The 19,852-nt window shown below is 69.3% G+C and carries 15 protein-coding genes and 4 pseudogenes; 14 read left to right on the forward strand and 5 right to left on the reverse strand.

The genetic code is table 11. The annotated features are described in order from the left end of the window. Together ACFVYE_RS41160 and ACFVYE_RS41165 are read left to right on the forward strand one after the other, a co-directional pair. Window positions 1-483, forward strand: a pseudogene (locus ACFVYE_RS41160) (potassium-transporting ATPase subunit B); the annotation flags it as partial. A gap of 6 nt (window positions 484-489) precedes the next feature. Beyond that, window positions 490-1,158: a potassium-transporting ATPase subunit C gene (locus ACFVYE_RS41165; protein ID WP_383965467.1), complete on the forward strand. Its 669-nt coding sequence runs from the start codon at window positions 490-492 to the stop codon at window positions 1,156-1,158. A gap of 93 nt (window positions 1,159-1,251) precedes the next feature. Here the strand turns inward: ACFVYE_RS41165 and ACFVYE_RS41170 are convergent, their stop codons facing one another. Together ACFVYE_RS41170 and ACFVYE_RS41175 are read right to left on the reverse strand one after the other, a co-directional pair. Next, window positions 1,252-2,682 (reverse strand): M1 family metallopeptidase, encoded by a 1,431-nt coding sequence (locus ACFVYE_RS41170; protein ID WP_383965470.1) that lies wholly within the window; start codon window positions 2,680-2,682, stop codon window positions 1,252-1,254. Between the two features lie 22 nt (window positions 2,683-2,704). After that, entirely contained in the window at window positions 2,705-3,619 is a 915-nt protein-coding gene (locus ACFVYE_RS41175) for a M28 family peptidase (RefSeq protein ID WP_383965473.1), read from the reverse strand. A gap of 406 nt (window positions 3,620-4,025) precedes the next feature. On the opposite strand from ACFVYE_RS41175, the pseudogene ACFVYE_RS41180 reads away from it, so the two are divergent. The 6 genes and pseudogenes from ACFVYE_RS41180 to ACFVYE_RS41205 all read left to right on the forward strand — a co-directional run bounded on the left by ACFVYE_RS41180 (window position 4,026) and on the right by ACFVYE_RS41205 (window position 10,109). Next, window positions 4,026-4,514: pseudogene (locus ACFVYE_RS41180) on the forward strand (ATP-binding cassette domain-containing protein). Window positions 4,515-4,616: 102 nt separating this feature from the next. Continuing rightward, window positions 4,617-5,366, forward strand: a complete 750-nt coding sequence (locus tag ACFVYE_RS41185; protein WP_389608660.1) for an ABC transporter ATP-binding protein — start codon at window positions 4,617-4,619, stop codon at window positions 5,364-5,366. 155 nt (window positions 5,367-5,521) lie between these two features. Beyond that, window positions 5,522-8,065 (forward strand): ATP-binding protein, encoded by a 2,544-nt coding sequence (locus ACFVYE_RS41190; RefSeq protein WP_383965479.1) that lies wholly within the window; start codon window positions 5,522-5,524, stop codon window positions 8,063-8,065. A 70-nt stretch (window positions 8,066-8,135) separates the two neighbouring features. Beyond that, window positions 8,136-8,828: a response regulator gene (locus tag ACFVYE_RS41195; protein WP_093899049.1), complete on the forward strand. Its 693-nt coding sequence runs from the start codon at window positions 8,136-8,138 to the stop codon at window positions 8,826-8,828. Window positions 8,829-8,927: 99 nt separating this feature from the next. Continuing rightward, window positions 8,928-9,344, forward strand: coding sequence for an OB-fold nucleic acid binding domain-containing protein (locus ACFVYE_RS41200; RefSeq protein WP_093898969.1), 417 nt, complete (start codon window positions 8,928-8,930; stop codon window positions 9,342-9,344). Between the two features lie 3 nt (window positions 9,345-9,347). Further along, a complete protein-coding gene (locus ACFVYE_RS41205) occupies window positions 9,348-10,109 on the forward strand; it encodes a DUF3159 domain-containing protein (protein ID WP_383965482.1) in 762 nt (253 codons plus the stop codon). A gap of 80 nt (window positions 10,110-10,189) precedes the next feature. Here the strand turns inward: ACFVYE_RS41205 and ACFVYE_RS41210 are convergent, their stop codons facing one another. Both ACFVYE_RS41210 and ACFVYE_RS41215 read right to left on the reverse strand, forming a co-directional pair. Further along, the gene (locus ACFVYE_RS41210) at window positions 10,190-10,867 is read right to left on the reverse strand and encodes a TrkA family potassium uptake protein (protein WP_093898971.1); all 678 of its coding nucleotides are present in this window, start codon (window positions 10,865-10,867) and stop codon (window positions 10,190-10,192) included. After that, window positions 10,867-11,535 carry a TrkA family potassium uptake protein gene (locus tag ACFVYE_RS41215; protein WP_072485889.1) on the reverse strand — a complete coding sequence of 223 codons (669 nt, stop codon included), beginning with the start codon at window positions 11,533-11,535 and terminating at the stop codon, window positions 10,867-10,869. The genes ACFVYE_RS41210 and ACFVYE_RS41215 overlap by 1 nt, the downstream gene beginning before the upstream one ends. 261 nt (window positions 11,536-11,796) lie before the next feature. On the opposite strand from ACFVYE_RS41215, the gene ACFVYE_RS41220 reads away from it, so the two are divergent. The 4 genes from ACFVYE_RS41220 (at window position 11,797) to ACFVYE_RS41235 (ending at window position 17,219) form a co-directional block, all read left to right on the forward strand. Then, window positions 11,797-12,453 (forward strand): GntR family transcriptional regulator, encoded by a 657-nt coding sequence (locus tag ACFVYE_RS41220; protein ID WP_389608661.1) that lies wholly within the window; start codon window positions 11,797-11,799, stop codon window positions 12,451-12,453. A gap of 116 nt (window positions 12,454-12,569) precedes the next feature. After that, window positions 12,570-13,628 (forward strand): 1-aminocyclopropane-1-carboxylate deaminase, encoded by a 1,059-nt coding sequence (locus ACFVYE_RS41225; RefSeq protein ID WP_389608662.1) that lies wholly within the window; start codon window positions 12,570-12,572, stop codon window positions 13,626-13,628. Between the two features lie 113 nt (window positions 13,629-13,741). After that, the gene (locus ACFVYE_RS41230) at window positions 13,742-15,790 is read left to right on the forward strand and encodes an APC family permease (protein ID WP_383965493.1); all 2,049 of its coding nucleotides are present in this window, start codon (window positions 13,742-13,744) and stop codon (window positions 15,788-15,790) included. 100 nt (window positions 15,791-15,890) lie between these two features. Continuing rightward, a complete protein-coding gene (locus ACFVYE_RS41235) occupies window positions 15,891-17,219 on the forward strand; it encodes a class I SAM-dependent RNA methyltransferase (RefSeq protein WP_389608663.1) in 1,329 nt (442 codons plus the stop codon). A 1,012-nt stretch (window positions 17,220-18,231) separates the two neighbouring features. Here ACFVYE_RS41235 and ACFVYE_RS41240 read toward each other — a convergent pair. After that, window positions 18,232-18,684, reverse strand: a pseudogene (locus tag ACFVYE_RS41240) (ATP-binding protein); the annotation flags it as partial. A 330-nt stretch (window positions 18,685-19,014) separates the two neighbouring features. Here ACFVYE_RS41240 and ACFVYE_RS41245 point away from each other — a divergent pair. Together ACFVYE_RS41245 and ACFVYE_RS41250 are read left to right on the forward strand one after the other, a co-directional pair. Beyond that, window positions 19,015-19,197: pseudogene (locus ACFVYE_RS41245) on the forward strand (hypothetical protein); the annotation flags it as partial. Then, window positions 19,194-19,850, forward strand: coding sequence for a hypothetical protein (locus tag ACFVYE_RS41250; RefSeq protein ID WP_389608664.1), 657 nt, complete (start codon window positions 19,194-19,196; stop codon window positions 19,848-19,850). The pseudogene ACFVYE_RS41245 and the gene ACFVYE_RS41250, both read left to right, overlap by 4 nt. Window positions 19,851-19,852: the final 2 nt, after the last annotated feature.

The raw sequence follows: 19,852 nt of genomic DNA on the forward strand, positions 1-19,852 counted from the left end.
CCCGCGCTCGCCCAGGCGGACGTCGGCGTGGCCATGAACACCGGTACCTCGGCCGCCAAGGAGGCCGGGAACATGGTGGACCTGGACTCCAACCCCACCAAGCTGATCGAGATCGTCGAGATCGGCAAGCAGCTCCTCATCACCCGCGGAGCCCTGACCACCTTCTCGATCGCCAACGACGTCGCGAAGTACTTCGCGATCATCCCGGCAATGTTCGCGGTGGCCTACCCCAGCCTGGACAAGCTCAACATCATGCAGCTGTCCTCGCCCCAGTCCGCGATCCTGTCCGCGGTCGTGTTCAACGCGCTGATCATCATCGCGCTCGTACCGCTCGCCCTCAAGGGCGTGCGCTACCGGCCCAGCAGCGCCGACTCGATGCTCCGGCGCAACCTCGGGATCTACGGACTGGGCGGCCTGATCGCCCCGTTCATCGGCATCAAGATCATCGACCTGATCATCTCCCTCATCCCCGGAATCGGCTGACCTGCCATGAACAACTCCGTAGGAAACACCGCCCGGCTGCTCTGGGCCGGGCTGCGCGCCCTGCTCGTCCTCACCCTCGTGTGCGGCGTCATCTACCCGCTCGCCGTCACCGGTATCGCCCAGGGCATCTTCCCCGACAAGGCCAACGGCTCCGAGATCACCTCCAACGGCAAGGTCGTCGGCTCCGAACTCATCGGCCAGCGCTACGACCTGCCGCTGAAGAAGGGACAGGAAACCGCGGCCCCGGACCTCAAGTGGTTCCAGCCCCGCCCCTCCAACGGTTTGGGCACCAACAGCGTCAACACCCAGTACAAACTGATCCTCTCCGGCGCGACCAACCGCTCCGGCGACAACAAGGAACTCATCGACTGGGTCACCGCCGCCAAAGCCGCCGTCGTCAAGGACAACTCCGTCCCCGGCCACCCCGTCAACCCCGACGACGTGCCGGCCGACGCCGTCACCTCCTCGGGCTCCGGCCTCGACCCCGCCATCTCCCCCAACTACGCACAGCTCCAGGTACGCCGCGTCGCCGAGCGCAACCACCTCGACATCACCCAGGTCGAGAAACTCGTCGAGCAGCACACCGACGGCCGGATCCTCGGCTTCGTGGGAGAACCGAGGGTCAACGTCCTCCAGCTCAACATCGCACTCAAGGAGCTCGTGAACGGGTCTTGAGGTCTTGAGGACTTGAGGGAGCCCTGAGGCCGGCCGCCATGGCCGGCCTCAGGGCGTTGACGGACGGAGGAGCGGCCCCCGTGGTACGCCTGCTCAACCGGCCGGCGTGCCCAGGCTGCCGGGACAGAGGTACTTCTCCGGTGGGATGACCGTGCCGTCGACCCACGCCCCGAAGAACCCCTTGAGGTCCTTGCCCGAGACCTTCGCCGCCAGTGCCTCGAACTGCCGGAACGAGGCATTGCCGTACGCGTGGTCGCGGGTCCAGGTCCTGAGCGTCCCGAAGAACGCATCATCACCCACTGTGCGCCGCAGGGCGTGCAGCATCAGGGAACCCTTGAAATACAGCGCGGAGTCCAACTCCTTTCCCCGGCCCGGGTCGTAGAGCCTGGTGGACCAGAACGACGGGTCGTCCCTGTACTCATCGACCTCGGACCGGTAGTAGTCCTTGTCGAGATCGGCGCCCTTGTGCTCCTCCCACAACTGCCCGGCGTACTGGGCGAAGCACTCCGCGATGCAGCCGTCCCGCCAGTCCTTGAACGACACGCTGTCGCCGAACCACTGGTGGGTGTTCTCGTGGACCATCGAGGCGTCGAAGAGCATTCCGCCGTACGTGGGGCGGCTCTGTGTCTCAAGGGCGATGGGGCCGTTGCTGGGTTCCTTCGTGGCGCCGACGACGATGGCGCCCGCCGAGGAGAACGGGTACGGGCCGAACTTCGCGGTCAGGAAGTCCAGGATCTCCGTCTGCTCGGCCTCCGCGTCCGGGTCGATGACGGCGTCCGGGCTGTACGCCGTGATGACGGGCGTTCCGGCGGCCGTCCTTCCCCGGTGGACGGTGAACTTGTCGATGGCGACCGTGCTGACGTATGTCGCCAGCGGCCTGTCCTCGAACCAGCGGAATGTCTTCCTGCCGTTCTTGACCGTGGCCGGGCCGGGCAGACCGTTGCCGACGACCGTCCAGCCGTCGGGCACGGTCGCGGTGAGCGCGAAGGTGGCCTTGTCGGACGGATGGTCGTTGGCGGGGTACCAGGAGGTCGCCGCGTGCGGTTCGCCGGTCACGCTCGCGCCACCGTTCTTCAGCGTGTGCCAGCCCTCGGCGTCGGGCTTGCCGGCGTACTTCACCCGGACCGCGAACGCCGTGCCCTTCACGACCGGGCCGGCCGGGGTGATGACCAGCTCATGGGCACCGGACCGGGAGAACGCCTTCACCGGGGTGCCGTTCACCGTGACCGATGCCACGGTGAAGCCCTTGAGGTCCAGGCTGAAGCGGTCGAGGTCGGCCAGGGCGCGGGCGGTGACGGTGGTGTCGCCGTCCAGGTGGTCGGTGCGCGCCGGGTCGTAGGCGATACGTACGTCGTAGTGGGACACGTCGTAGCCGGAGTTGCCGTCGTCGGGGAAGTACGGGTCACCGATACCCGGGCCGCCGACGGCGGCGGAGGCGGGGACGGTGGCCAGTACGATGCCGCTCACCACAGCGGCCACGAGGGCGGTGGCGGCTCTGCGGCGCGGGTTCAGCAGTCTGCGCATGTCTCGCTCCTGAGGATGGGGGTCAGCGCCGGGGCACGGTGGCGGCGAGCTTCCACAGCACACCGATGAGGGCGTCGGTGCTGGTTGTCTCGGTCTTCGGGTCCACATTGGAGAGGTTGTCGCACGCCTCGTGGATGCAGTCCGAGATACCGGTGCTGAAGCCGGACGACGGGATGCCGGCGTCTGCGAACGACTCGTGGTCCGAACCGCCGACGCCGATGTCGAACGTGGGGATGTCCCGCTCGGCGAACCACGCCTCGAACGCCTGCTGGGCCTCGGTCTCGCCGTGCTCGTCGTCGTGGATCACGAGCCACTGCCGGGTGTTCCTGCTGCCCGCCTGATCGAAGTTGAGATAGACGTCGATCCTGCGGCGGTCGGCCCCGGGGAGTTTCTTGACGTAGTCCGCCGAGCCGATCAGGCCCGGCTCCTCCGCGCCCCACCACGCGAACCGAAGGTGCCGCTCGGGCTTCAGACGGGACTTGGCCACCTGAAGAGCGGTGGCCAGGACCGCGGCAGAGCCCGAGCCGTTGTCGTTGATTCCAGGGCCCTCCTCGACGCTGTCGAGGTGTGCGCCGGTCAGCAGCACATGGTCGAGATCGCCGCCCGGCCAGTCGGCGATCAGGTTGTGGCCGACGGCGCCGTCATGGGTGAAGGGCACCAGTCTTGTGCGGAAGCCCGCCCGGTCCAGGGCGCTCTTCACATACGCCACCGAGTCCGCGTACCCCTTCGTGCCGTGCGCTCGGTTGCCGCCGTTGCGGTCGGCGATGTGCTGCAGGGCGCTCAGGTGGGGCATCACCTGCTGCTCGGAGACGGTGGGGGCGGTGGGGCCCTGCGCTTTCGCGGGGGCGGTTGCGGTTGCGGCGGGGACCGCGGACAGGGTCAGGGATATCCCGAGGGCTCCGGCGGCCAGCCCGGGAAGGCTCCTTCGTAACGTCATGCGCACCCTTTCAAGGACGGGGCACTCGCCCCGGTGGACCTTGGCAAGGCTGGCCGTCCGGTGTCAGGAAGTTGTCGGGAAGCCGTTGTGCTCCGACAAAGAAATCGTCCGCGCCGCTCGGCGCCATGAATTGACTGTCCGTCAAATTCATGCCCGGCGAAGGCGGACGCCTGCACTGCTGCGCCGCAGCAGGCGCCACGGTCCGGTGCTCTGCGCGGCCGGACTCGCGGTGCTGCTCGCGGCCACCGTGCCGGCGGCGCCGGCCGCGCTCACCGAGCGCGCGGCCGAGGGCGGGGTGCAGCGACGGCTCGCCGCGGACTCCGGAGCCGACGTCCAGGTCGCGGGCCGTCACGGTGCCGGGAAGGTTGCGGCGTACGTCCGTACCGACAAGGCCGTACGTGTCGCGATGGACGATGTCTTCGCCGGTGTGCCGCAGCACACCTGGGCGACGCACCGGGCACCGGCGGCCATGTACAGCGGCTGCCCCGTGAGCGGCGGCGAACAGCAGCGCGTCGCCGTCGCCGTGGCCACCGCCAACAGCCCCCGGGTCCTGCTCGCCGACGAGCCGGCCGGTGAACTCGACACCGTTGGTGGCGAGGATGCCTTCGCCGCTCTGTGCCGCGCCGACGACGAACTCGGCGCGACTGTCCTGGTCGTCACCCGCGACCCGATGGTCTCCGGGCAGGTGCGGCGTACGGTACGCATCCGCGACGGCCGGACCTCCACGGAGATCTTGCGCGACGGCGGCCCCGACGGCGGCGCGGAGGAATTCGCCGTACTCGACCGGGTGGGGCGGTTGCAGCTGCCCGACGACTGTCTGTGACGGTACGGGCTACGCCACCGGGTGCGCCTCACCGCCGAGTGCGACCACATCGGCGTCTGGCCGTACGCCTGACCACCGGCCTCAGGCCATTGCCCAGCCCTGCGTCCGATGCACATACTGGCGGCCGACGGGACCGAAGCAGATACGGGGGAGAGGCATGCACGGGGGAGAGACATGACCGACAACACCGGCCGGACGAGCACCGGCACGCAGAGCGGCGTGGCGGTCGCCGAGGGCCCGGCCCGCGGGCCCATGGTCCGGGTCGAGGACCTGCGCCGCTCGTACGGCACCGGCGCCGCGGCCGTGCACGCGCTGCGCGGGGTGTCCTTCGAGGTGCCGCGCGGCGAGCTCGTCGCACTCAAGGGACGCTCGGGCTCAGGCAAGACGACGCTGCTCAACCTCGTCGGTGGCCTCGACAGCCCCGACGGCGGCCGGATCACCGTCGGCGGCACGGACCTCGCCGGACTCGGCGAGAACGGGCTCCTGGAGCTGCGCCGGGACCGGATCGGCTTCATCTTCCAGTCGTTCGGCCTGATCCCGATCCTGACCGCCGCGGAGAACGTCGGCGTACCCATGCGGCTGCGCAAGGCGGACCCGCGCGAGCGCGAGGACCGGGTGGCGCTGCTGCTCTCCATGGTCGGCCTCGCCGACCATGCCGCTCAGCGCCCCGGCGAACTCTCCGGCGGCCAGCAGCAGCGCGTCGCGATCGCCCGCGCGCTGGCCAACCGCCCCGCGCTGCTGATCGCGGACGAGCCGACGGGGCAGCTCGACGCGGAGACCGGACTCGCGGTGATGGAGCTGCTGCGGGCGGTGGTGCGCAGTGAAGGCGTCACAGCGCTGGTGGCGACGCATGACGCGCAGCTGCTGGGGCTGGCGGACCGGGTGCTGGAGCTGAGCGACGGGCACATCGTCGAACACGAGTAGTGGGGCGGGGCGGGGGCCGGGTCCGTCCGAGGCGTCAGAATCCTGTCAATTCGGTCCCTCACCCCACCCCCCGTCCCATTTGTCGAGAATCCTCGGGGTAGCTTCGAACCGGCTGCCGCATCGGCGGCAGCCGGTTCAGAGAAGACAATGGGGCCATGGCGCGCGGCAAACTTCGGATCTACCTGGGTGCGGCACCCGGCGTCGGCAAGACGTACGCGATGCTCTCCGAGGCCCACCGCCGTGTGGAACGGGGCACCGACTGTGTCGTCGCCTTCGTGGAGCACCACGATCGCCCGCGCACCGAGGTCATGCTGCACGGCCTGGAGCAGATCCGGCGACGTGAGATCGAGTACCGCTCCGCCGTCTTCACCGAGATGGACGTCGACGCGGTCCTGGAGCGCGCCCCGGCCGTCGCCCTGGTGGACGAACTGGCGCACACCAATGTGCCGGGCTCCCGCAACGCCAAGCGCTGGCAGGATGTCGAAGAGCTCCTCCAGGCCGGCATAGACGTGATCTCCACCGTCAACATCCAGCACCTGGAATCACTCGGCGACGTCGTCGAGGCCATAACTGGTGTGCGGCAGCGCGAGACCGTCCCCGACGAGGTCGTCCGCAGGGCCGACCAGCTCGAACTCGTCGACATGTCGCCCCAGGCGCTGCGCCGCCGGATGGCCCACGGCAACATCTACAAGCCGGACCGGATCGACGCGTCCCTGTCGAACTACTTCCGCCCCGGCAACCTGACCGCCCTGCGCGAGCTGGCCCTGCTCTGGGTCGCCGACCGGGTCGACGAATACCTTCAGCAGTACCGCGGCGAGCACAACATCCGCACCACCTGGCAGGCCCGCGAACGCATCGTCGTCGGGCTCACCGGCGGTCCCGAGGGCCGTACGCTCATCCGCCGCGCGTCCCGGATGGCGGCCAAGGGCTCCGGCAGCGAGATCCTTGCCGTCTACATCGCCCGCAGCGACGGACTGACCTCCGCCTCGCCCAAGGAACTCGCCGTCCAGCGCACCCTCGTGGAGGACCTCGGGGGCACGTTCCACCATGTCATCGGCGACGACATACCGTCGGCCCTCCTCGAATTCGCCCGTGGGGTGAACGCCACGCAGATCGTCCTCGGCTCCAGCCGACGCAAGGCCTGGCAGTACATCTACGGACCGGGCGTGGGCGCCACTGTCGCCCGCGAGTCCGGGCCCGACCTCGATGTCCACATCGTCACCCACGAAGAGGTCGCCAAGGGGCGGGGGCTGCCCATCGCCCGCGGCGCCCGGCTGGGCCGGGTCCGGATCATCTGGGGCTGGCTGGTCGGTGTCGGCGGCCCGGCCCTTCTCACGCTGCTCCTGACCCGCCTGGACAACGGCCCCGGACTCGCCAACGACGTCCTGCTCTTCCTCTTCCTGACCGTCGCCGCGGCCCTGCTCGGCGGGCTGCTGCCCGCACTGGCGTCGGCCGCCGCCGGCTCGCTGCTGCTGAACTACTGGTTCACCCCGCCCACCCACACCCTGACCGTGCAGGACCCGGAGAACTTCGTCGCCATCGTGATCTTCTTCGCGGTGGCGGTCTCGGTCGCCTCGGTCGTCGATCTGGCGGCCCGCCGCACCCATCAGGCGGCCAGGCTGCGCGCCGAGTCGGAGATCCTCTCCTTCCTCGCCGGCAGTGTGCTGCGCGGCGAGACCACCCTGGACGCCCTTCTGGACCGGGTCCGCGAGACCTTCGGCATGGAGTCCGTCGCCCTGCTGGAGCGGCAGAGCGACGTCGAGCCGTGGACGTGCGCCGGGAGCGTCGGGCCGAGCCCGGTGGCCCGGCCGGAGGACGCGGATGTGGACATGCCCGTCGGCGACCACATGGCACTCGCGCTCTCCGGCCGGGTGCTGCCGGCCGAGGACCGCCGGGTGCTCGGCGCGTTCGCCGCCCAGGCCGCCGTCGTACTGGACCGCCAGCGCCTGGTCGGCGAGGCGGAGGAGGCCCGGCGGCTCGCCGAGGGAAACCGGATCAGGACGGCCCTCCTCGCCGCCGTCAGCCACGATCTGCGTACCCCGCTCGCCGCCATCAAGGCCGCTGTCAGCTCTCTGCGCTCCGACGACGTCGCCTGGTCCGACGAGGACGAGGCCGAACTCCTGGAGGGCATCGAGAACGGTGCCGACCGCCTCGACCACCTCGTGGGCAACCTCCTCGACATGTCCAGGCTGCAGACCGGCACCGTCACCCCGCTGATCCGCGAGATCGACCTCGACGAGGTGGTCCCGATGGCGCTCGGCGGCGTCCCCGAGGGCAGCGTGGACCTGGACATCCCCGAGACCCTGCCGATGGTCGATGTCGACCCCGGGCTGCTGGAAAGGGCCGTCGCCAACATCGTCGAGAACGCCGTCAAGTACAGCTCCGGCGCAGAACGCGTCACGGTGGCCGCCAGCGCGCTCGGCGAACGCGTCGAGCTACGGGTGGCCGACCGCGGCCCCGGCGTCCCCGACGACGCCAAGGAGCGCATCTTCGAGCCCTTCCAGCGCTACGGCGACGCCCCGCGCGGCGCAGGCGTCGGACTGGGCCTCGCCGTCGCCCGCGGCTTCGTGGAGTCCATGGGCGGCACGCTGGACGCCGAGGACACCCCCGGCGGCGGCCTCACCATGGTGCTGACCCTCAAAGCGGCATCGGGATACGTTCCTGTCAGCCCCGACCTGCCCGCGCAGGTCACCTCATGACCTCGCAGGTCACCTCATGATCTCCGCAATGTCCCAGGAGATCGCCGTACAGCAGAAAGGCAGGGCCCCCATGACCCGGGTGCTTGTGGTCGACGACGAGCCGCAGATCGTACGCGCCCTCGTGATCAACCTGAAGGCGCGCAAGTACGAGGTGGACGCCGCGCCCGACGGCGCGACCGCGCTCCAGCTCGCCGCCGCCCGCCACCCCGATGTCGTCGTCCTCGACCTCGGGCTGCCGGACATGGACGGCGTCGAGGTGATCAAGGGGCTGCGCGGCTGGACCCGGGTACCGATCCTGGTGCTCTCCGCCCGCCACACCTCCGACGAGAAGGTCGAGGCCCTGGACGCCGGAGCCGACGACTACGTCACCAAGCCGTTCGGCATGGACGAGCTGCTGGCCCGGCTGCGCGCCTCCGTCCGCCGCGCCGAACCCGTCGGCCAGCACGGCTCCGACGACGTCGTGGTCGTCGAGACCGAGGGGTTCACCGTCGACCTGGCGGCGAAGAAGGTCCACCGCGAAGGACGCGACGTACGGCTCACCCCCACCGAATGGCACCTGCTGGAGGTCCTGGTCCGCAACAGCGGCCGACTGGTCAGCCAGAAGCAGCTGCTCCAGGAGGTCTGGGGGCCCTCGTACGGCACCGAGACCAACTACCTGCGGGTCTACATGGCGCAGCTCAGGCGCAAGCTGGAGGCCGACCCCTCGCACCCCCGGCACTTCGTCACCGAGCCGGGGATGGGCTACCGCTTCGAGCGCGGCTGAACGGGTCGCCGGGTCCTCTCCCGTAGCCCTTGCGGGTATCCCGTTCGAGTGAGACCCGGGACTCCCGCCCGGAGCACGGGAGACCGGTACCCTTCGGGTATGAGTGCTGTTCCTCGATTCGAGAAGCCCGGCAAGGCTGTGAAGCCGTCCGGCCGCTTCCGGCGGATGCTCGACCGGCTGTCCAGCTCCCAGGAGGACCTGGAGTCCGAGGAGCTGCAGGAGGACTCGCAGGCGTCGGGGTGCACGCGGATCTCCGAATGCACCGACCGCCAGATCGTCAAGGTGACTGGTACGTTGCGGACCGTCACCCTGCGGCCGCGCGCCGGAGTGCCCGCCCTGGAGGCGGAGCTCTTCGACGGCACCGCGCCGCTGGACGTGGTCTGGCTGGGCCGGCGCTCCATCGCGGGCATAGAACCGGGCCGCAAGCTCATCGCCTCGGGCCGGATCGCCATGAGTCATGGACGCCGGGTGCTGTTCAACCCCAAATACGAACTCCGACCGCTCGGCAAGGAGTAGCCGGTGACGTCTCTCGACAAGCCGACGTCCGACAAGGACCGCACGACCCGCACCGACCAGGAGGCCGACGCGAAGGCGGTCACCGAGGCCGCGCTCTTCGAGGCGTTCGGCGGTGTCCGGGGGATGGTGGAGACAGTCCTTCCCGGGCTGCTCTTCGTCACGATCTTCACGATCAACAAGGATCTGCACCTCTCGGCCATCGCGGCCCTGGTGGTGTCCCTGCTCCTCGTCGCCGTACGGCTGATCCGCAGGGACACCGTCAAGCACGCCTTCAGTGGCGTCTTCGGCGTGGCCTTCGGTGTGGTCTTCGCGATGATGACCGGAAATGCCAAGGACTTCTATCTGCCGGGCATGCTCTACACGCTCGGCCTGGCACTCGCCTACCTGATCACCACCCTCGCCGGGGTGCCGCTGATCGGTCTGATCCTGGGCCCGGTGTTCAAGGAGAACCTCTCCTGGCGCACCAGGAACCCCGGCCGCAAGAAGGCGTACGCCAAGGCCAGTTACGCCTGGGGGCTGATCCTGCTCGCCAAGTGCGCGATCCTCTTCCCGCTGTACTGGTGGGCCGACACCACCCAGTTCGGCTGGGTCCTGATCGCCCTGAAGATCCCGCCGTTCCTGCTCGCGGTCTATCTGACCTGGGTCTTCCTCGCCAAGGCGCCGCCGCCCATCGATGTCTTCGCCGAGATGGAGGCGCAGGAGCAGGCCGAGAAGGACCGCAAGGCGGAGGCGGCCGCCGCCGCGACGCGCAACCAGGAGTTCTGAACCGCCCACGACAGACGGAAGGGGCCCGGCACCGTGCGAAAACGGTGCCGGGCCCCTTCCGTCGGTCTGCCCTGCGTCGGTCAGTCCTCCGAGTCGCCCCGGCGCACCGACAGCAGGTCCTCCAACTGCTCCTCGCGTGCCTGTGCGGCCACGAACAGCAGTTCGTCACCGGCCTCCAGCGTCTCCTCGGTGCTCGGCGTCAGAACGCGCTGCCCGCGGATGATGGTGACCAGCGAGGTGTCCTCGGGCCAGGCCACATCGCCGACCTGGGTGCCGGCCAGCGCCGACTCCGGGGGCAGCGTCAGCTCGACCAGGTTGGCGTCGCCATGGCTGAAGCGCAGCAGCCGGACCAGATCGCCGACGCTCACCGCCTCCTCGACCAGGGCCGACATCAGACGCGGCGTGGAGACCGCCACATCGACGCCCCAGGCCTCGTTGAACAGCCACTCGTTCTTCGGGTTGTTGACCCGGGCGACGACCCTCGGCACGCCGTACTCCGTCTTGGCGAGCAGCGAGACGACCAGATTCACCTTGTCGTCGCCGGTCGCGGCGATCACGACGTTGCAGCGTTGAAGCGCCGCCTCGTCGAGTGAGGTGATCTCGCAGGCGTCCGCCAGCAGCCACTCGGCCATCGGTACCCGCTCCACCGAAATGGCCGTCGGCGCCTTGTCGACGAGCAGCACCTCGTGCCCGTTCTCCAGCAGCTCGCCCGCGATGGAACGGCCCACCGCACCGGCCCCGGCAATCGCGACACGCATCAGTGACCGCCCTCCTCGGGACCCTCGGCGAAGGCCGCCTCGACCTTTGCGATCTCGTCCGTACGCATCATCACGTGGACCAGGTCGCCCTCCTGCAGCACCGTCTGCGAGGTGGGCAGAATGGCTTCGCCCAACCGGGTGAGGAAGGCCACGCGGACGCCCGTCTCCTCCTGCAGCGTGCTGATCTTGTGGCCGATCCAGGACGGTGTGGTGTGCACCTCCGCGAGCTGCACACCGCCGCTCGGATCCCGCCACAGCGGCTCGGCGCCCGAGGGCAGCAGCCGCCGCAGCATCTGGTCCGCGGTCCAGCGCACGGTGGCGACCGTGGGGATACCGAGGCGCTGGTAGACCTCGGCGCGCCGGGGGTCGTAGATCCGCGCCGCGACATTCTCGATGCCGAACATCTCGCGGGCCACCCGGGCGGCGATGATGTTCGAGTTGTCGCCGCTGCTCACCGCGGCGAACGCACCGGCCTCCTCGATCCCCGCCTCACGGAGGGTGTCCTGGTCGAAGCCGACACCGGTGACGCGCCGCCCACCGAATCCGGACCCGAGGCGCCGGAACGCCGTGGGGTCCTGGTCGATGACGGCGACCGTGTGCCCCTGCTGCTCCAGGGTCTGCGCGAGAGCGGCTCCTACTCGCCCGCAGCCCATGATGACGATGTGCACCTTGCGCCTACCTCGCACTCCTGGTCGTCCGGCTGACCTGCGAAAACACCCTGCTCACACTTCTTCCTCAGCTTGCCGGGCAAACAACGGGGCAACGGTCTGTCCCGTTGCCCAGGATGAGCTTATGCGGCCGGGAGTGCGAAGCCTCATCCGAGTTCGCTTTCGCCGCGCCCCATGATGCGGACGGGACGGCCCGCCGGATGCGGACACTGCGGGCCGGACCCTTGAGCGCGAGACCACAGACATCTAACATGTCAGTTCATGGAGACCTTGCGCCCCGTCCGACGGACCCTGTTGCGGGACACCGCGTACGAGGCGATCCGTGACGCCATCGTCCGCGGCGACATCCCGCCCGGTGCCCCCGTCCGCGACGCCGACCTCGCCGAACGGCTCGGACTGTCCCGGGCCCCGGTCCGCGACGCACTGTCCCGGCTCTCCGGCGAGGGTCTTGTCGAATCCAAGCCGCAGAGCTACACCCGGGTGACCCGGCTGGTGCCGCGCGATGTCCGGGACGCGGCGGCGGTCGTACGGGCCATGCAGGAACTCGCCGCCAGGACGGCCGTACCCCTCCTCACGGATTCGGACATCACCGCGATGCGCGAGGCGAACGACCGCTTCCGCGATGCGACCCGCCGCGGCGACGTGGCGGACGCACTGCGCGCCGACGACCGGCTCCACGACATCCTCGTCACCGCCTGCGGCAACCGGGCCGTGGCCGCCACCGTCGGGCGCTACACGCCCTTGATCAGGCGCCTGGAGTGGCGGCAGTTCGGCACGGCCGGCTCGGCACACGGCTCGGCGGAGCTGCACGACCGGCTGATCGAGGCGTGCGCGGGGCGCGATGCCGAAGCCGCGGCCCGGGTCACCGCGGAGATCTGGCGGGCGCTCGAAGAACTCGCCGACGAACCGTCCGGCTGAACCGACGGCCCGAGCACCGTCCGGACGAGCTGCCAGGCAGCGGACGAGCCGACCATCGTCACCACGCCACCCCCCGCTCACCATCACCAAACCAACACCCGGCCAAGGGAGCCCCCGTGACGCCCGCATCGCCCGCAGCCCCGTCCTCCCCCTCGCTCTCCTCCTACGACCGCTACCCCCTCCTCTTCGGCCCCTCTCCCGTGCACCGCCTCGACCGGCTCACCGACCACCTCGGCGGCGCCGCGGTCTGGGCCAAGCGGGAGGACTGCAACTCCGGCATCGCCTATGGCGGCAACAAGACCCGCAAGCTCGAATACCTCGTCGCCGACGCCCTGGCGAAGGGCTGCGACACGCTCGTCTCCATCGGCGGCGTCCAGTCCAACCACACCCGCCAGGTCGCGGCGGTCGCCGCCCGTACCGGCCTCAAGTGCGTGCTCATCCAGGAGAGCTGGGTCGAGTGGCCCGACGCCGTCTACGACAAGGTCGGCAACATCCTGATCAGCCGCCTGGCCGGTGCCGATGTCCGCCTGGTGCGCGCCGGGTTCGGCATCGGCGTCAAGGAGAGCTGGGAGCAGGCGCTGCGCGAGGTCGAGGAGGGCGGCGGTCGGCCGTACGCCATCCCCGCCGGTGCGTCCGACCATCCTCTCGGCGGGCTCGGCTTCGCCAACTGGGCTTACGAGGTCGCCGAGCAGGAGCGCGCACTCGGCGTGTTCTTCGACACCGTGGTCGTCTGCTCGGTGACCGGCTCCACCCAGGCCGGCATGGTCGCAGGCTTCGCCGCACTCGAAGAGGAGGGCGGCCGTCCGCGGCGCGTGCTGGGCATCGACGCCTCCGCCGAACCCGCTCGCACCCGCGAGCAGATCGCCCGGATCGCGGCCGGCACCGCACGGCTCATCGGGGTGCGCCGCGAGCTCACCGTGGACGACATCGAGCTGGACGAGCGCTACCACGCGGGCACGTACGGCATCCCCGACGACACCACCCTCGACGCGATGCGACTCGCCGCCCGTACCGAGGGCATGGTCACCGACCCCGTGTACGAGGGGAAGTCGATGGCCGGGACGGTCGACCTCGTGGCGCGCGGCGAGATCGACCGCGACTCCACCGTCCTCTACGCCCACCTCGGCGGCCAGCCCGCGCTCAACGCCTACAGCGCCCTGTTCTCGGACGCCTGAGTGCAAGGATTTCGTTAAGGATTTCGTGGCTTTTCCGGCCGGGTGCAGGAGATTGCGAGGCCACGGGGGTGGTGGGTCCGCGACTTCCATACGGAACGCATACGATCCTCTGCGTGTCCAAACTGACCGACCTGCCCAAACGGATTCTGATCGGACGGGCGCTGCGCAGCGACAAGCTGGGAGAAACGCTCCTCCCCAAGCGCATCGCTCTTCCCGTCTTCGCATCCGACCCGCTGTCCTCGGTGGCGTACGCACCCGGAGAAGTTCTCCTGGTGCTCTCCGTCGCGGGCGTGTCGGCCTACCACTTCAGCCCCTGGATCGCGCTCGCGGTCGTGGTCCTGATGTTCACGGTCGTCGCCTCGTACCGGCAGAACGTGCACGCCTACCCGAGCGGTGGTGGTGACTACGAGGTCGCCACCACCAACCTCGGGCCCAAGGCAGGGCTGACCGTGGCGAGCGCGCTGCTGGTCGACTACGTGCTGACCGTCGCCGTGTCGATCGCCTCCGGGGTGGAGAACCTGGGGTCCGCGATCCCGTTCGTCGTCGAGCACAAGACGGCGTGCGCGATCGCGGCCATCGTGCTGCTGACGCTGATGAATCTGCGCGGCGTCAAGGAGTCCGGCAAGCTCTTCGCCATCCCCACGTACCTCTTCGTGGCCGGCGTCTTCATCATGATCATCTGGGGTGCGTTCCGGGGACTGGTCCTCGGCGACACCATGCACGCCCCGACCTCGGGCTACGAGATCAAGGCCGAGCACCAGGGGCTGGCCGGCTTCGCGCTGGTCTTCCTGCTGCTGCGGGCGTTCTCCTCCGGCTGTGCCGCCCTCACCGGCGTCGAGGCGATCAGCAATGGTGTGCCCGCCTTCCGTAAGCCGAAGAGCAAGAACGCCGCGACCACGCTGGCGATGATGGGCCTGCTGGCCGTCACCATGTTCTGCGGCATCATCGGCCTGGCCATGGCCACCGATGTGAAGATGGCGGAGAACCCGGCCAAGGACCTGATCAACAACGGTGTCCCGGTCGGCTCCGGCTTCGTCCAGGACCCGGTGATCTCACAGGTCGCGGCTGCGGTCTTCGGCGACGGTACGTTCTTCTTCGTCATCCTCGCGGCGGCCACCGCACTCGTTCTCTTCCTGGCCGCCAACACGGCGTACAACGGCTTCCCGCTGCTCGGCTCGATCCTCGCCCAGGACCGCTACCTGCCCCGTCAGCTCCACACCCGCGGTGACCGGCTCGCCTTCTCCAACGGCATCGTGCTGCTGGCGGGCGCTGCGATCCTGCTGACCTGGATCTACGGAGCGGACTCGACCCGGCTCATCCAGCTCTACATCGTCGGCGTCTTCGTCTCCTTCACCCTCAGCCAGACCGGCATGGTCAGGCACTGGAACCGCCACCTGGCGACGGAGAAGGACCCGGCCAAGCGCCGCCGCATGATCCGCTCCCGCGCGATCAACACCTTCGGCGCCTTCTTCACCGGCCTGGTGCTCGTCGTGGTGCTCGCGACCAAGTTCACCCACGGCGCCTGGGTCGCACTGCTCGGCATGGTGATCTTCTACGGGACGATGACCGCGATCCGCAGGCACTACGACCGGGTCGCCGAGGAGATCGCCGCGGAGGAGACCCCGGTCGACGAGACGATGCGGCCTTCCAGGGTCCACTCGATCGTCCTGGTCTCCAAGCTCCACCGGCCCACGCTGCGCGCCCTCGCCTACGCCAAGCTGATCCGCTCCGACCGTCTGGAGGCGCTCTCCATCAGCGTCGATCCGGCCGAGACCAAGGCGCTGAGGGAGGACTGGGAGCGGCGGGGCATCGATATCCCGCTGAAGATCCTCGACTCCCCGTACCGCGAAGTCACCCGCCCGGTCATCGACTATGTGAAGGGCTTGCGCCGGGAGAGCCCGCGCGACGTCGTGAGCGTGTACATCCCGGAGTACGTGGTCGGCCACTGGTACGAGCACCTCCTCCACAACCAGAGCGCCCTGCGCCTCAAGGGACGCCTGCTGTTCACCCCGGGCGTGATGGTGACCTCCGTGCCGTACCAGCTGGAGTCCTCCGAGGCGGCGAAGAAGCGCGCCAGGAAGCGCGCCGAGTGGAACGCACCGGGCTCGGTGCGCCGCGGACCCGTGGAGCGCAGGCCCAAGGAACCCGCCAACAAGGGCTGACCGCGCCCGCTCGCTCGTGGTAAACGGCCGGACGACACCCACGTAGAATCGTGGGTTGTTGTCCGGCCGTTTTTCCCTTGATCTCTGGAGCCACCCCCTCATGCAGAACGAACCCACGTCGTCGCTGGTCGGGGAGGAGTACGAGGTCGAGGTCGGGCCCGTCGCACACGGCGGCCACTGCATCGCCCGTACCTCGGAGGGCCAGGTCCTCTTCGTACGGCACACGCTTCCCGGCGAGAAGGTCATCGCCAAGGTCACCGAGGGCGAGAGCGACTCCCGCTTCCTGCGCGCCGACGCGGTACGGATCATCGAGGCGTCCAAGGACCGCGTCGAGGCGCCCTGCCCGTACGCCGGTCCCGGCAAGTGCGGCGGCTGCGACTGGCAGCACGCCAAGCCCGGCGCCCAGCGCAGGCTCAAGGGCGAAGTGATTGCCGAACAGCTTCAGCGCCTCGCAGGCCTCACTCCCGAGGAGGCGGGCTGGGACGGCACCGTCATGCCGGCCGAGGGCGACAAGCTTCCGGCGGGCGAGGTACCTGCCTGGCGCACCCGGGTCCAGTACGCCATCGACGAGGACGGCCGTGTCGGCCTGCGCAAGCACCGCTCGCACGACGTGGAGCCGATCGAGCGCTGCCTGATCGCGGCTCCCGGCGTCACCGAGCTCGGCATCGAGAAGCGGGAATGGCCCGGCATGGCCTCGGTGGAAGCCATCGCGGCCACCGGCTCCCACGACCGCCAGGTGATCCTCACCCCGAGGCCCGGCGCCCGGCTGCCCCTCGTCGAGCTCGACAAGCCCGTCTCGGTGATGCGCGTCGACGAGCGCGACGGCGGCGTCCACCGCGTGCACGGCCGCGCCTTCGTCCGCGAGCGCGCCGACGACCGCACCTACCGGGTCGGCTCGGGCGGCTTCTGGCAGGTCCACCCGCAAGCCGCCAACACCCTCGTCCGCGCCGTCATGCAGGGCCTGCTGCCCCGCAAGGGCGACACTGCCCTCGACCTCTACTGCGGCGTCGGCCTGTTCGCGGGCGCCATCGGCCAGCGCATCGGCGAGAAGGGCGCCGTCCTCGGCATCGAGTCCGGCAAGCGCGCCGTGGAGGACGCTCGGCACAACCTGAAGGACCTGGAGCGGGTCCGCATCGAGCACGGCAAGGTCGACCAGGTCCTGCCGCGCACCGGCATCACCGAGACGGACCTGATCGTCCTCGACCCCCCGCGTGCAGGCGCCGGCAAGCAGACGGTCAAGCACCTGACCGGCCTCGGCGCCCGCCGCATCGCCTACGTGGCGTGCGACCCGGCGGCCCTCGCGCGTGACTTGGCGTACTTCAGGGAGGGCGGCTACCGGGTGCGGACGCTGCGGGCGTTCGATCTGTTTCCGATGACGTCGCACGTGGAGTGCGTGGCTATTTTGGAGCCTGCGGACAAGGGTGTCTGACCTGCAGTTTTGCGATCCGGGTGGAATGCTCGACCTGTTTCCCTCCGTGCGGCGAGTCGAGCGGACGGATTGACCCTTTGGGCGGTCTGACCTGCGAATTCATGAGGAAGGCACTTGCAGCGGCGACGCCCTCAGGGGCTTGTTCGGAGATTCTTGACGCTCGGATGACGCTCGAAGCGGAAGCCTCGACCTCGAGGACCTCTCCGGCTGGGGCCGTGCGGACCGGAGCAACGGCACGGGGGCAAGTGCGCCGGTACGGGCGTCCCGCTGCATTTCCCCGGCGTCGGCACGTGCTGCCATCCCGTACCCACAGTCCTTGAAACCGAGAGCGCGGCCCGTCCGGGCCGTGTTCGGTGCGTATCTGCACCCATGACGCTCGGGCCCTCCGCGACCCCGGACCCATGCCGATGGCACGTCCGCGCCCCCGGGGTGCCAAGGCTGGGGGCGCCAAGCAGGTTCGGCACTGCGTGGCCGGTGCCTACCGGTTGGTTGTCATCGACAAGCGCGGTCGTAGCGGTGGGTACTCCCGCTTATGCCAGCACTGCGGCGCCGTCCAGACTGGCATCGGGCCCCAGCGGCCACGGTGCGCAGCTCCCTCATGAACGGCATGGCCGCGTGGCGCCGCAGGTGGAGAGCGAGCGGCTCGAAGAACACCTTGCCGGACTGAGCGACACCGCCCCCACACGGCGGTGTCGAGCTCGATCAACGCCGCCGTAGCAGCGACGCCTGCCGCCAATGCGCGGGCTGCCCGGTCGAACCCGGTGAGCGTCGCCGCTTCTACGACTCTCGGGCCGCTGCGTCTTCTGCCAGCGTTGGTTGCCAGCCATGCGTAGGCGCGTCCCGGGTGATGGCAGGATCACTGACGATGGCGTCCAGGCAACCTGTCGCGCCGCACGGGCGGGGTTCACTCTCAAGGGACAGTTCGATCTCCCCGCTGGCGGACAACGGGCCTCCCCGCTGGTGGACATCAAAAGATCCCCGGATGGACAGCATTTCTCCACAGTGAGTGGGTTCAGTTCAGGGAAACGACACCGCACCGTTGGTGGCCTCGTTGAGGCGGTGGCTGTCACCTTGGGTGACGACGGGGGCGTGGTGCAGGAGCCGGTCGACCGTCGCTGGCGAGGGTCTTGGGCATGATCTCGTCGAAGCCGGCAGGGTGAAGATTGCTGCTGACGGCCGGACTGCGTCATTCGTAGGCGGCATCGACCAAGCGGTAGAAGCCTTCTGCGGCATCCGGGGAGATCGGCAGGAGGCCGATATCATCCACGATGATCAAGTCGGTGCGGGTGATGCGAGTGACGGCTTTGGCCACGGAGTCGTTGACGCGGTCACGCCGGACCAGGGCCCCGAGGTCCTCGACAGTGAACCAGGTGACGGTCATTCCGGCGTCGACGGCGGCTTGTCCGAGGGCTTCGCAGAAGTGCGACTTTCCAGTCCCGGACGGGTCGGCGACGCAGAGGTTCTCGATGCAATTTGGATGCCGCGCGACAGACTCGATGAGTGAAAGGTCCCTCCACGCAGGGATGTGACAGGACTCGCGGTCCCGCATTTCAGGTCGATTGGACCGGCGCTGCCGATGCCCATTGCGCGAATCCTCCCTGCAGGGGGCTGGCAGTCGGCAGTGACCATCTCGTGGACCGCGTTGAGGAGTTGTCGGCGGATTCCTGCACCGAGGTGCTGTGTGCACTCCCGCCGGAGCGGCGACCGCTGACCCTGGTGACTCGGGTTTCCTGCTTGGTTTCGCCGGGCTGGTCTTCGACCGCCTGCAGCCCGGACCGAAGCAGGACGGTACGGCGATCCCGCGGCGCTGCTGGGCGCCCGCATCGTCGACGAGATCGTGCCGTCTCTGGGGGAGCCCGCCGGTCTCGCGGTCGATGTCGCCACCGAGGACGGGTCGATGTTCTTCCCGCCGGTCGTCGGCATCGTTCCGGAGGCGGTCGCGGTCGACGTGGGTGAGGCGGGGGAGGAGCGGTCATGAGTGGTGACGGGGCGGACCTGCATCTCGACAAGGAGTCGGTCACCAAATTCACCAAGGGTGTGGGCGCGACCATCGACGAGCTCGGTGATCTCGGGGGTGCCACGGGGTCGGTGATGGGCAAGGGTTTCTCGGCGATGGCGATGACCGGGATGGAGGCCGGGCACCACGGTCTCGCGGCCGACTTCGAGGACTTCTGCGAACGCTGGGAGTGGGGTGTGCGCGCCCTGGTGCGGGACGCCAGCGGGCTTGCGAACCGGCTCGGTCTGGCGGCGGGCACCCAGTGGGAGAACGACCAGTACCTCGCGGGCACGCTCAAGGTGGGTGCCAACTCCCTGTTCGGCGGGAACCCGCATGCCAGTGAGGAGGAGATCGCCCAGCAGAACTGGGGCGACATCTTCACGCCGGATTATCTGAACCCGGACTACAGCCCCGAGTCGTTCGAGAAGGCCGGCCAGGACATGGGGCAGACCTGGAAGGACACCGGTCGCACGGTCCTCACCGAGGGCTACGGCGGCCGCCAGTCCGACCTGTTCAACAGCGCACTCGGCATCTCCGACGAGCAGTTCGACCAGGCACTGGACGAGACACTCGGTCCGTCACCGGAAGAACGCGCGCAACAGGCGCAGCAGCAGAGCGAGCCGGGGGGCAACTGACT

Origin of the sequence: Streptomyces sp. NPDC058239 (genome assembly GCF_042882185.1) — a bacterium.
Lineage (GTDB): Bacteria > Actinomycetota > Actinomycetes > Streptomycetales > Streptomycetaceae > Streptomyces.